This is a genomic window from Streptomyces sp. NPDC023527, from assembly GCF_055560115.1.
Genome location: NZ_JBVHJJ010000015.1, coordinates 141,665 through 155,034 on the forward strand (window position 1 = coordinate 141,665; position 13,370 = coordinate 155,034).

The following is a 13,370-nucleotide window of genomic DNA, read 5'->3' on the forward strand; positions in this document are numbered from 1 at the left end:
GTACGCCCGCCGAAATGTACATCCGGCACCAGCCGAATTAGTGGAAGGACCGCCACCATGGCGAAGCTCAGCCAGGACGACCTGCTCGCCCAGTTCGAGGGCATGACCCTCATCGAGCTCTCCGAGTTCGTTAAGGCGTTCGAGGAGAAGTTCGACGTCACCGCCGCCGCCCCGGTCGCCGTTGCCGCCGCCGGTGGCGCCGCTGCCGCCGCCGAGGCCGTCGAGGAGCAGGACGAGTTCGACGTCATCCTCACCGCCGCCGGTGACAAGAAGATCCAGGTCATCAAGGTCGTGCGCGAGCTGACCTCCCTGGGTCTGAAGGAGGCCAAGGACCTCGTCGACGGCACCCCGAAGCCGGTCCTCGAGAAGGTCGCCAAGGACGCCGCGGAGAAGGCCGCCGAGGCCCTCAAGGGCGCCGGCGCCTCCGTCGAGGTCAAGTGACCTTCGGAGTCGACCGACTCCTTGTAGTACGTTCCAAGGGCGATCACCCATGCGGGTGGTCGCCCTTGGGCGTTCCCGCGACGGCTTGTTGCCCTGGGGCCAGGGACGAGTATGGTGATCATCGTTGCCTGCCGAGCGGGCCGTCGCACGGGCGCCACGGGAGGCACCCGGAGGCCGAGGGGCCTTGACGAACGGCACGCCGCGCGCAATTCTCAGGACGCGTCGCCACATCGATCCTCAGGCCGAGGCATGGATCGAAGGCGAAGAGGGAAGCCTTGCTCCAGGCATGAGGAACAACAGGATCCCGGAGGGAGAGATTGGTATCGCACCGGTCTCCGGAAATCCGCTCTGGACATCAGTGGGCCAAGTGGCTACACTGACCCTTTGCGCTGCCTGTTAGCTGCTCCCTGCCCGTCACCAGGGGCATGCCCACTGTCGAGCACTGCTGATGGAAACCCGCTGAGCTGGGATTTCTCTCGTATGCACGGAGTGGGGCCGGTACGCGCGTAGTGAGTCCGAGCCCTCGGAAGGACCCCCTCTTGGCCGCCTCGCGCAACGCCTCGACTGCCAATACGAACAACGGCGCCAGCACCGCCCCGCTGCGCATCTCTTTTGCGAAGATCAAGGAGCCCCTCGAGGTTCCGAACCTCCTTGCGCTGCAGACCGAGAGCTTCGACTGGCTGCTCGGCAATGCCGCCTGGAAGGCTCGCGTCGAGGCTGCGCTGGACAGCGGTCAGGACGTCCCCACGAAGTCCGGTCTGGAGGAGATCTTCGAAGAGATCTCCCCGATCGAGGACTTCTCCGGGTCGATGTCGCTGACCTTCCGCGACCACCGCTTCGAGCCGCCGAAGAACTCGATCGACGAGTGCAAGGAGCGCGACTTCACGTACGCGGCCCCGCTCTTCGTCACCGCCGAGTTCACCAACAACGAGACCGGCGAGATCAAGTCCCAGACGGTCTTCATGGGCGACTTCCCGCTCATGACCAACAAGGGCACCTTCTGCATCAACGGCACCGAGCGTGTCGTCGTCTCGCAGCTGGTCCGCTCGCCGGGTGTCTACTTCGACTCCTCCATCGACAAGACGTCCGACAAGGACATCTTCACGGCCAAGATCATCCCGTCCCGGGGTGCCTGGCTGGAGATGGAGGTCGACAAGCGCGACATGGTCGGTGTCCGCATCGACCGCAAGCGCAAGCAGTCCGTGACCGTCCTGCTCAAGGCTCTCGGTTGGACGACCGAGCAGATCCTGGAGGAGTTCGGCGAGTACGAGTCCATGCGCGCCACCCTGGAGAAGGACCACACCCAGGGCCAGGACGACGCGCTGCTCGACATCTACCGCAAGCTGCGTCCGGGCGAGCCGCCGACCCGCGAGGCCGCGCAGACGCTGCTCGAGAACCTCTACTTCAACCCCAAGCGCTACGACCTCGCCAAGGTCGGCCGCTACAAGGTGAACAAGAAGCTCGGCGCGGAGGCCCCCCTCGACGCCGGTGTGCTGACCGTGGACGACGTCATCGCGACGATCAAGTACCTGGTCAAGCTGCACGCCGGTGAGCAGGAGACGGTCGGCGAGAACGGCACCTCGATCGTCGTCGAGACCGACGACATCGACCACTTCGGCAACCGTCGTCTGCGCAACGTCGGCGAGCTCATCCAGAACCAGGTCCGCACGGGTCTGGCTCGTATGGAGCGCGTCGTCCGCGAGCGGATGACCACGCAGGACGTCGAGGCGATCACGCCGCAGACCCTGATCAACATCCGGCCGGTCGTCGCCTCCATCAAGGAGTTCTTCGGCACCAGCCAGCTGTCCCAGTTCATGGACCAGACCAACCCGCTGTCGGGTCTGACCCACAAGCGTCGTCTCTCGGCGCTGGGCCCGGGTGGTCTCTCCCGTGAGCGGGCCGGCTTCGAGGTCCGAGACGTTCACCCGTCGCACTACGGCCGCATGTGCCCGATCGAGACGCCCGAAGGCCCGAACATCGGTCTGATCGGCTCGCTCGCCTCGTACGGCCGCGTCAACGCGTTCGGTTTCGTCGAGACCCCGTACCGCAAGGTCGTCAACGGTGTCGTCACGGACGACGTCGACTACCTGACTGCCGACGAGGAAGACCGCTTCGTCATCGCCCAGGCGAACGCCCCCCTCACCGAGGACATGCGTTACGCCGAGTCGCGCGTCCTGGTCCGCCGTCGTGGTGGCGAGATCGACTACATCGCCGGCGACGACGTCGACTACATGGACGTCTCCCCGCGCCAGATGGTGTCGGTCGCGACCGCCATGATCCCGTTCCTCGAGCACGACGACGCCAACCGCGCGCTCATGGGATCGAACATGATGCGCCAGGCCGTTCCGCTGATCAAGGCGGAGGCCCCGCTGGTCGGCACCGGCATGGAGTACCGCTGCGCGGTCGACGCCGGTGACGTCATCAAGGCCGAGAAGGACGGTGTGGTCCAGGAGGTCTCCGCGGACTACGTCACGGTCGCCAACGACGACGGCACGTACAACACGTACCGCATCGCCAAGTTCTCCCGCTCGAACCAGGGCACGTCCTTCAACCAGAAGGTCGTCGTGGACGAGGGCGCCCGCGTCAGCACCGGCCAGGTGCTCGCCGACGGCCCGTCCACGGACGAGGGCGAGATGGCGCTGGGCAAGAACCTGCTCGTGGCGTTCATGCCGTGGGAGGGTCACAACTACGAGGACGCGATCATCCTGTCGCAGCGCCTCGTGCAGGACGACGTCCTCTCCTCGATCCACATCGAGGAGCACGAGGTCGACGCCCGTGACACCAAGCTCGGCCCGGAGGAGATCACCCGGGACATCCCGAACGTCTCCGAGGAGGTCCTCGCGGACCTCGACGAGCGCGGCATCATCCGTATCGGTGCCGAGGTCGTCGCCGGCGACATCCTCGTCGGCAAGGTCACGCCCAAGGGTGAGACCGAGCTGACCCCGGAGGAGCGTCTGCTCCGTGCGATCTTCGGTGAGAAGGCCCGTGAGGTCCGTGACACCTCGCTGAAGGTGCCGCACGGTGAGATCGGCAAGGTCATCGGCGTCCGCGTCTTCGACCGCGAAGAGGGCGACGAGCTGCCGCCGGGCGTGAACCAGCTGGTCCGCGTCTACGTCGCGCAGAAGCGCAAGATCACCGACGGTGACAAGCTCGCCGGCCGACACGGCAACAAGGGTGTCATCTCCAAGATCCTTCCGGTCGAGGACATGCCGTTCCTCGAGGACGGCACCCCGGTCGACATCATCCTCAACCCCCTCGGTGTCCCGTCCCGAATGAACCCGGGACAGGTCCTCGAGATCCACCTCGGCTGGCTCGCCAGCCGCGGCTGGAAGGTCGAGGGCGACGAGGACTGGATGAAGCGTCTGAAGGCGATCGGCGCCGACGAGGTCGCCGCCGGCACCAACGTCGCGACCCCGGTCTTCGACGGCGCCCGCGAGGACGAGATCGCCGGTCTCTTCGAGTCCACGATCCCCAACCGCGACGGAGACCGTCTGGTCCTGCCCTCGGGCAAGGCCCGGATGTTCGACGGCCGCTCCGGCGAGCCGTTCCCGGACCCGATCTCGGTCGGGTACATGTACATCCTCAAGCTGCACCACCTGGTCGACGACAAGCTCCACGCTCGTTCGACCGGTCCGTACTCCATGATCACGCAGCAGCCGCTGGGTGGTAAGGCTCAGTTCGGTGGCCAGCGCTTCGGTGAGATGGAGGTGTGGGCGCTGGAGGCATACGGCGCCGCGTACGCCCTCCAGGAGCTGCTGACCATCAAGTCCGACGATGTCACCGGCCGTGTGAAGGTCTACGAGGCCATCGTCAAGGGCGAGAACATCCCCGAGCCCGGCATTCCCGAGTCCTTCAAGGTGCTCATCAAGGAAATGCAGTCGCTCTGCCTCAACGTGGAGGTGCTGTCCTCGGACGGCATGTCCATCGAGATGCGCGACACGGACGAGGACGTCTTCCGCGCAGCGGAGGAGCTCGGTATCGACCTGTCCCGGCGCGAGCCGAGCAGCGTCGAAGAGGTCTGACGGGTCTGGCGGGGGGCTTCGCTCAGAAGCCCCCCGCCTCCCCCACAGCCCGTACGGGCCGTGGGGCGACCCCCAGCCGGACCCCCAGACCATGATGAAGACACGACCCTGAAAGAGGGATTGACGAACAGTGCTCGACGTCAACTTCTTCGACGAGCTGCGGATCGGCCTGGCGACCGCGGACGACATCCGAACCTGGTCCCACGGCGAGGTCAAGAAGCCGGAGACCATCAACTACCGCACCCTCAAGCCCGAAAAGGACGGACTCTTCTGCGAGAAGATCTTCGGTCCGACCCGGGACTGGGAGTGCTACTGCGGCAAGTACAAGCGCGTCCGCTTCAAGGGCATCATCTGTGAGCGCTGTGGCGTCGAGGTCACGCGCGCCAAGGTGCGCCGTGAGCGGATGGGCCACATCGAGCTCGCCGCTCCCGTCACCCACATCTGGTACTTCAAGGGCGTCCCGTCCCGGCTGGGCTACCTGCTGGACCTCGCCCCGAAGGACCTCGAGAAGGTCATCTACTTCGCCGCCTACATGATCACGTGGGTGGACGAGGAGCGCCGCACGCGCGACCTGCCCTCGCTGGAGGCGCACGTCTCCGTCGAGCGTCAGCAGATCGAGCAGCGCCGCGACGCCGACCTCGAGGCCCGCGCCAAGAAGCTCGAGTCCGACCTGGCCGAGCTCGAGGCCGAGGGCGCCAAGGCCGACGTGCGCCGCAAGGTGCGCGAGGGCGCCGAGCGTGAGATGAAGCAGCTGCGCGACCGTGCGCAGCGCGAGATCGACCGCCTCGACGAGGTGTGGAGCCGCTTCAAGAACCTCAAGGTCCAGGACCTCGAGGGCGACGAGCTGCTCTACCGCGAGCTGCGCGACCGCTTCGGCACCTACTTCATGGGTGCGATGGGCGCCGCCGCGCTGCAGAAGCGCCTGGAGTCCTTCGACCTCGACGAGGAGGCCGAGCGCCTCCGCGAGATCATCCGGACCGGCAAGGGCCAGAAGAAGACCCGTGCGCTCAAGCGCCTCAAGGTCGTCTCCGCCTTCCTGCAGACCCGCAACAGCCCCAGCGGCATGGTGCTCGACTGCATCCCCGTGATCCCGCCGGACCTGCGTCCGATGGTGCAGCTGGACGGTGGCCGCTTCGCGACCTCCGACCTGAACGACCTGTACCGCCGTGTGATCAACCGCAACAACCGCCTCAAGCGTCTCCTTGACCTCGGTGCCCCCGAGATCATCGTGAACAACGAGAAGCGGATGCTGCAGGAGGCCGTCGACGCGCTGTTCGACAACGGCCGCCGCGGTCGCCCGGTCACCGGTCCCGGTAACCGCCCGCTGAAGTCCCTGAGCGACATGCTCAAGGGCAAGCAGGGTCGTTTCCGTCAGAACCTGCTCGGTAAGCGCGTGGACTACTCCGCGCGTTCCGTCATCGTCGTCGGTCCGCAGCTGAAGCTGCACCAGTGCGGTCTGCCCAAGGCCATGGCGCTGGAGCTCTTCAAGCCGTTCGTGATGAAGCGCCTGGTCGACCTGAACCACGCGCAGAACATCAAGTCGGCCAAGCGCATGGTCGAGCGCGGCCGCACCGTCGTGTACGACGTCCTCGAAGAGGTCATCGCCGAGCACCCGGTGCTGCTGAACCGTGCGCCCACGCTGCACCGCCTCGGCATCCAGGCCTTCGAGCCGCAGCTGGTCGAGGGCAAGGCCATCCAGATCCACCCGCTCGTCTGCACCGCGTTCAACGCGGACTTCGACGGTGACCAGATGGCCGTCCACCTGCCGCTCTCCGCGGAGGCGCAGGCCGAGGCCCGCATCCTGATGCTGTCCTCGAACAACATCCTGAAGCCGGCCGACGGTCGTCCCGTCACCATGCCGACCCAGGACATGGTGCTGGGCCTGTTCTTCCTCACCACGGACGAGGCGGAGCGCAAGGTCATCGGCGAGGGCCGGTCCTTCGGCTCCACCGCCGAGGCGATCATGGCGTTCGACGCCCGGGAGCTCTCGCTCCAGGCGAAGGTCGACATCCGCTTCCCGATCGGCACCGTCCCGCCGCGTGGCTGGACCCCGCCGGTGCAGGAAGAGGGCGAGCCGGAGTGGCAGCAGGGTGACACCTTCCGCCTGCGGACGACCCTGGGCCGCGCGCTCTTCAACGAGCTGCTGCCCGAGGACTACCCGTTCGTCGACTACTCCGTCGGCAAGAAGCAGCTCTCCGAGATCGTCAACGACCTCGCCGAGCGCTACCCCAAGGTCATCGTGGCGGCGACGCTCGACAACCTGAAGGCGGCGGGCTTCCACTGGGCGACCCGTTCCGGCGTCACCGTGTCGGTCTCCGACATCGTCGTTCCCGAGGCGAAGAAGGAGATCGTCAAGGGCTACGAGGCGCAGGACGAGAAGGTCCAGAAGCAGTACGAGCGCGGTCTGATCACCAAGGACGAGCGCACGCAGGAGCTCATCGCGATCTGGACCAAGGCGACCAACGAGGTCGCCGAGGCGATGAACGCGAACTTCCCCAAGACGAACCCCATCTTCATGATGGTTGACTCGGGTGCCCGAGGAAACATGATGCAGATGCGTCAGATCGCCGGTATGCGTGGTCTGGTGTCGAACGCGAAGAACGAGACCATCCCGCGACCCATCAAGGCGTCGTTCCGTGAGGGTCTCTCCGTGCTGGAGTACTTCATCTCCACCCACGGTGCCCGTAAGGGTCTCGCGGACACCGCCCTGCGTACCGCCGACTCGGGTTACCTGACCCGTCGTCTGGTGGACGTCTCGCAGGACGTCATCATCCGCGAGGAGGACTGCGGCACCGAGCGTGGCCTCAAGCTGCAGATCGCGGCCAAGGGTGCCGACGGTGTGCTGCGCAAGGCCGACGACGTCGAGACCAGCGTCTACGCCCGCATGCTGGCCGAGGACGTCGTCGTCGACGGCAAGGTCATCGCGCCGGCCAACGTCGACCTCGGTGACGTGCTCATCGACCAGCTCGTCGCCCACGGCGTCGAGACGGTCAAGACCCGCTCGGTCCTGACCTGCGAGTCCGCAGTGGGCACCTGTGCCTTCTGCTACGGCCGCTCGCTGGCCACCGGCAAGCTGGTCGACATCGGTGAGGCCGTCGGCATCATCGCGGCCCAGTCCATCGGTGAGCCCGGTACCCAGCTGACGATGCGTACCTTCCACACCGGTGGTGTGGCCGGTGACGACATCACCCAGGGTCTGCCCCGTGTCGTCGAGCTCTTCGAGGCTCGTACGCCCAAGGGTGTCGCCCCGATCTCGGAGGCGGCCGGCCGCATCCGTATCGAGGAGACCGAGAAGACCAAGAAGATCGTCGTCACTCCGGACGACGGCTCCGAGGAGACGGCCTTCCCGATCTCCAAGCGAGCCCGTCTGCTGGTCAGCGAGGGCGAGCACGTCGAGGTGGGCCAGAAGCTCACCGTGGGTGCCACCAACCCGCACGACGTCCTGCGCATCCTCGGCCAGCGCGCCGTCCAGGTCCACCTGGTCGGCGAGGTCCAGAAGGTCTACAACTCGCAGGGTGTGTCGATCCACGACAAGCACATCGAGATCATCATCCGGCAGATGCTGCGCCGCGTGACGATCATCGAGTCCGGCGACGCGGAGCTGCTGCCGGGCGAGCTCGTGGAGCGCTCGCGCTTCGAGGGCGAGAACCGTCGTGTGGTCACCGAGGGCGGTCACCCCGCCTCCGGCCGTCCGCAGCTGATGGGTATCACCAAGGCCTCGCTCGCCACCGAGTCGTGGCTGTCGGCGGCGTCCTTCCAGGAGACGACCAGGGTCCTGACCGACGCGGCGATCAACGCCAAGTCGGACTCCCTGATCGGCCTCAAGGAGAACGTCATCATCGGTAAGCTCATCCCGGCGGGTACGGGCCTGGCCCGTTACCGCAACATCCGGGTGGAGCCCACCGAGGAGGCCAAGGCCGCGATGTACTCGGCCGTCGGCTACGACGACATCGACTACTCGCCGTTCGGCACCGGCTCCGGCCAGGCCGTCCCGCTGGAGGACTACGACTACGGTCCGTACAACCAGTAAGGCGCACGTCGCTCGACCGCAGGGCGGTCACCCTTTCAGGGGGTGGCCGCCCTGCGGCGTGTCGTCGCTCTCACTCGTTCGGCCGGTAGGGTGATCGTCGGCCGCGCCGCCGGCCCGAACACCCGTGGTGGGCTTGGGGAACCGGCCCGGGCCTGCGACATATGTCGCGCATCGGGGTGTCCTCCGCGTGTGCATTTGTTTTGACCGCAGCCCATGCGCTAGGTACGCTCTGACCTTGTGCCTGGGGTGTCCCCGGGCTCTCGTGCGTGCCTTTAGACCGTACGAGGAGCCAGGACCGTCAGCGTTCGTCGTGAACGGTCACGGACACCGAAATCTGCACCTTCCCGTCGGTTGGCGGGGGTCTGCAGCCTTCGACACACCCGACCGCGTGGGTCGGTGTTTGCGCCCAGGTTAGTTTTATCGTGATCGGCACACAGAAACCGGAGAAACGGTGCCTACGATCCAGCAGCTGGTCCGGAAGGGCCGGCAGGACAAGGTCGAGAAGAACAAGACGCCCGCGCTCGAGGGTTCGCCCCAGCGTCGCGGCGTCTGCACGCGTGTTTTCACGACCACCCCGAAGAAGCCGAACTCGGCGCTCCGTAAGGTCGCGCGTGTGCGTCTGACCTCCGGCATCGAGGTCACCGCTTACATTCCGGGTGAGGGCCACAACCTGCAGGAGCACTCCATCGTGCTCGTGCGCGGTGGCCGTGTGAAGGACCTGCCGGGTGTTCGCTACAAGATCATCCGCGGCTCCCTCGACACGCAGGGCGTCAAGAACCGTAAGCAGGCTCGCAGCCGCTACGGCGCCAAGAAGGAGAAGTAAGAATGCCTCGTAAGGGCCCCGCCCCGAAGCGCCCGGTCATCATCGACCCGGTTTACGGCTCCCCGCTGGTGACGTCGCTGATCAACAAGATCCTCCTGCACGGCAAGCGCTCCACCGCCGAGCGCATTGTGTACGGCGCCATGGAGGGTCTGCGCGAGAAGACCGGCAACGACCCGGTCATCACCCTCAAGCGCGCCCTCGAGAACGTCAAGCCGGCTCTCGAGGTCAAGTCCCGCCGCGTCGGTGGCGCCACCTACCAGGTGCCGGTCGAGGTCCGTCCGGGCCGCGCCTCCACCCTCGCGCTCCGCTGGGTCGTCGGTTACTCCCGCGCCCGCCGCGAGAAGACGATGACCGAGCGCCTCATGAACGAGCTCCTGGACGCCTCCAACGGCCTGGGCGCTGCGGTCAAGAAGCGTGAGGACACGCACAAGATGGCCGAGTCCAACAAGGCCTTCGCGCACTACCGCTGGTAGTCGCTACCCACATCGAGACCGAGAGAAGACTGAGCCATATGGCCACCACTTCGCTTGACCTGGCCAAGGTCCGCAACATCGGGATCATGGCCCACATCGACGCGGGCAAGACGACCACCACCGAGCGGATCCTGTTCTACACCGGTGTTTCGTACAAGATCGGTGAGGTCCACGATGGCGCTGCCACCATGGACTGGATGGAGCAGGAGCAGGAGCGCGGCATCACGATCACGTCTGCCGCGACGACCTGCCACTGGCCGCTGAACGACGTCGATCACACGATCAACATCATCGACACGCCGGGCCACGTCGACTTCACCGTCGAGGTGGAGCGTTCGCTGCGCGTCCTCGACGGTGCCGTGACGGTGTTCGACGGCGTCGCCGGTGTTGAGCCGCAGTCCGAGACCGTTTGGCGCCAGGCGGACCGCTACGGCGTGCCGCGTATCTGCTTCGTCAACAAGCTCGACCGCACCGGCGCCGAGTTCCACCGCTGCGTCGACATGATCGTCGACCGCCTCGGTGCGGTGCCGCTGGTCATGCAGCTGCCGATCGGTGCCGAGGCCGACTTCAAGGGCGTGGTCGACCTCGTCCAGATGAAGGCTCTGGTCTGGTCCGCAGAGGCCGCCAAGGGCGAGATGTACGACGTCGTCGACATCCCGGCCACGCACACCGAGGCCGCCGAGGAATGGCGCGGCAAGCTCCTCGAGGGTGTCGCCGAGCACGACGACGCCATGATGGAGCTCTTCCTGGAGGGCCAGGAGCCCACCGAGGAGCAGCTGATGGCGGCCATCCGCCGCATCACGCTGGCCTCGCGCGGCAGCGCCGACTCCGTCACCGTCACCCCGGTGTTCTGTGGCACCGCGTTCAAGAACAAGGGCGTCCAGCCCCTGCTCGACGCGGTCGTGCGCTACCTGCCGTCGCCGCTCGACATCGAGGCTGTTGAGGGCCACGCCGTCAACGACCCCGACGAGGTCGTGAAGCGCAAGCCTTCCGACGACGAGCCGTTCGCCGGTCTTGCCTTCAAGATCATGAGCGACCCGCACCTCGGCAAGCTCACCTTCGTCCGGGTTTACTCGGGCCGCATGGAGACCGGCACTCAGGTGCAGAACTCCGTGAAGGGCAAGAAGGAGCGCATCGGCAAGATCTACCGCATGCACGCGAACAAGCGTGAGGAGATCGAGTCGGTGGGTGCCGGTGACATCGTCGCCGTCATGGGTCTGAAGCAGACCACCACCGGTGAGACCCTCTGTGACGCGGGCAAGCCGGTCATCCTCGAGTCCATGGACTTCCCGGCCCCGGTGATCCAGGTCGCCATCGAGCCGAAGTCCAAGGGCGACCAGGAGAAGCTGGGTGTCGCCATCCAGCGTCTCGCCGAGGAGGACCCGTCCTTCCAGGTCCACACGGACGAGGAGACGGGCCAGACCATCATCGCGGGTATGGGCGAGCTGCACCTCGACGTGCTGGTCGACCGTATGCGCCGTGAGTTCCGCGTCGAGGCGAACGTCGGCAAGCCGCAGGTCGCGTACCGCGAGACGATCCGCAAGGCCGTCGAGCGTATCGACTACACGCACAAGAAGCAGACTGGTGGTTCCGGCCAGTTCGCCAAGGTGCAGATGGCCATCGAGCCTCTCGAGGGCGATGGCTACGAGTTCGAGAACAAGGTCACCGGTGGCCGTATCCCGCGGGAGTACATCCCGTCCGTGGACGCGGGTTGCCAGGAGGCCATGGAGTTCGGCGTGCTGGCCGGCTACCCGCTGACCGGTGTCAAGGTGACGCTGCTCGACGGCGCCTACCACGACGTCGACTCGTCCGAACTCGCCTTCAAGATCGCCGGTTCCATGGCGTTCAAGGAGGGTGCTCGCAAGGCGTCCCCGGCTCTTCTCGAGCCGATGATGTCCGTCGAGGTCACCACCCCCGAGGACTACATGGGCGATGTGATCGGTGACATCAACTCCCGCCGTGGCCAGATCCAGGCCATGGAGGACCGTCACGGCGCCAAGCTCGTCAAGGGCCTGGTTCCGCTGTCGGAGATGTTCGGCTACGTCGGAGACCTCCGCAGCAAGACCTCGGGTCGCGCAAGCTACTCGATGCAGTTCGACTCCTACGCCGAGGTTCCGCGGAACGTCGCCGAGGAGATCATCGCGAAGGCCAAGGGCGAGTAACACCCTGCTCTCGTCTCCACAGACGAAGCTCACGCTTTAGGCTTTACACCGACTGTCGGGGCATACCGCGGCAATCCGTGAGGATTGTGGCGGTTGCCCCGGCGGACGGCACCCCAGCAAAGATCACCTGGCGCCGATGAGTAAGGCGTACAGAACCACTCCGTAGGAGGACCCAGTGGCGAAGGCGAAGTTCGAGCGGACTAAGCCGCACGTCAACATCGGCACCATCGGTCACGTCGACCACGGTAAGACGACTCTTACCGCGGCGATCACCAAGGTGCTGCACGACGCGTACCCGGACCTGAACCCCTTCACGCCGTTCGACGAGATCGACAAGGCGCCGGAAGAGCGTCAGCGCGGTATCACGATCTCGATCGCTCACGTTGAGTACCAGACCGAGTCGCGTCACTACGCCCACGTCGACTGCCCGGGTCACGCGGACTACATCAAGAACATGATCACCGGTGCCGCCCAGATGGACGGCGCGATCCTCGTGGTCGCCGCGACCGACGGTCCGATGCCGCAGACCAAGGAGCACGTGCTCCTGGCCCGCCAGTCCGGCGTTCCGTACATCGTCGTCGCCCTGAACAAGGCCGACATGGTGGACGACGAGGAGATCCTGGAGCTCGTCGAGCTCGAGGTTCGTGAGCTCCTCTCCGAGTACGAGTTCGACGGCGACAACGCTCCCGTCGTCCAGGTCTCGGCGCTCAAGGCGCTCGAGGGCGACAAGGAGTGGGGCGAGAAGCTCCTCGGCCTCATGAAGGCCGTGGACGAGAACATCCCGCAGCCCGAGCGTGACGTCGACAAGCCGTTCCTCATGCCGATCGAGGACGTCTTCACGATCACCGGTCGCGGTACGGTCGTCACCGGCCGTATCGAGCGTGGTGTCCTGAAGGTCAACGAGACCGTCGACATCATCGGCATCAAGACCGAGAAGACCACCACCACGGTCACCGGTATCGAGATGTTCCGCAAGCTGCTCGACGAGGGCCAGGCCGGTGAGAACGTCGGTCTGCTCCTCCGTGGCATCAAGCGCGAGGACGTCGAGCGCGGCCAGTGCATCATCAAGCCGGGTTCGGTCACCCCGCACACCGAGTTCGAGGCCACGGCCTACATCCTGTCGAAGGACGAGGGTGGCCGTCACACCCCGTTCTTCAACAACTACCGTCCGCAGTTCTACTTCCGTACGACTGACGTGACCGGTGTCGTGACCCTCAAGGAGGGCACGGAGATGGTCATGCCCGGCGACAACGCCGAGATGACCGTCAACCTGATCCAGCCCGTCGCGATGGAGGAGGGCCTGCGCTTCACCATCCGTGAGGGCGGCCGCACCGTCGGCGCCGGCCAGGTCACCAAGATCAACAAGTAAGTCCTTTTACTTGAAGGTCTGAAAGGGCCCGCACATCCTCGGATGTGCGG

7 protein-coding genes are annotated in these 13,370 nt (G+C 65.9%); all 7 read left to right on the forward strand.

Features of this window, described 5'->3' with window-relative positions; genetic code table 11:
• The first annotated feature begins 57 nt into the window (after window positions 1–57).
• Complete coding sequence (rplL, locus tag ACZ303_RS27340) at window positions 58–441, forward strand: 50S ribosomal protein L7/L12 (RefSeq protein WP_467343131.1); 384 nt, start codon at window positions 58–60, stop codon at window positions 439–441.
• Window positions 442–980: 539 nt separating this feature from the next.
• Window positions 981–4,463, forward strand: coding sequence for a DNA-directed RNA polymerase subunit beta (rpoB, locus tag ACZ303_RS27345; protein ID WP_467343132.1), 3,483 nt, complete (start codon window positions 981–983; stop codon window positions 4,461–4,463).
• 130 nt (window positions 4,464–4,593) lie between these two features.
• Window positions 4,594–8,493, forward strand: coding sequence for a DNA-directed RNA polymerase subunit beta' (locus ACZ303_RS27350; protein WP_467343133.1), 3,900 nt, complete (start codon window positions 4,594–4,596; stop codon window positions 8,491–8,493).
• 451 nt (window positions 8,494–8,944) lie between these two features.
• Window positions 8,945–9,316 carry a 30S ribosomal protein S12 gene (gene rpsL, locus ACZ303_RS27355; RefSeq protein WP_003948652.1) on the forward strand — a complete coding sequence of 124 codons (372 nt, stop codon included), beginning with the start codon at window positions 8,945–8,947 and terminating at the stop codon, window positions 9,314–9,316.
• A gap of 2 nt (window positions 9,317–9,318) precedes the next feature.
• Window positions 9,319–9,789 carry a 30S ribosomal protein S7 gene (rpsG, locus tag ACZ303_RS27360; RefSeq protein ID WP_030368420.1) on the forward strand — a complete coding sequence of 157 codons (471 nt, stop codon included), beginning with the start codon at window positions 9,319–9,321 and terminating at the stop codon, window positions 9,787–9,789.
• A gap of 38 nt (window positions 9,790–9,827) precedes the next feature.
• Entirely contained in the window at window positions 9,828–11,951 is a 2,124-nt protein-coding gene (gene fusA / locus ACZ303_RS27365) for an elongation factor G (RefSeq protein WP_467343134.1), read from the forward strand.
• A gap of 175 nt (window positions 11,952–12,126) precedes the next feature.
• Window positions 12,127–13,320 carry an elongation factor Tu gene (gene tuf / locus ACZ303_RS27370; RefSeq protein WP_087927560.1) on the forward strand — a complete coding sequence of 398 codons (1,194 nt, stop codon included), beginning with the start codon at window positions 12,127–12,129 and terminating at the stop codon, window positions 13,318–13,320.
• Window positions 13,321–13,370 lie beyond the last annotated feature (50 nt).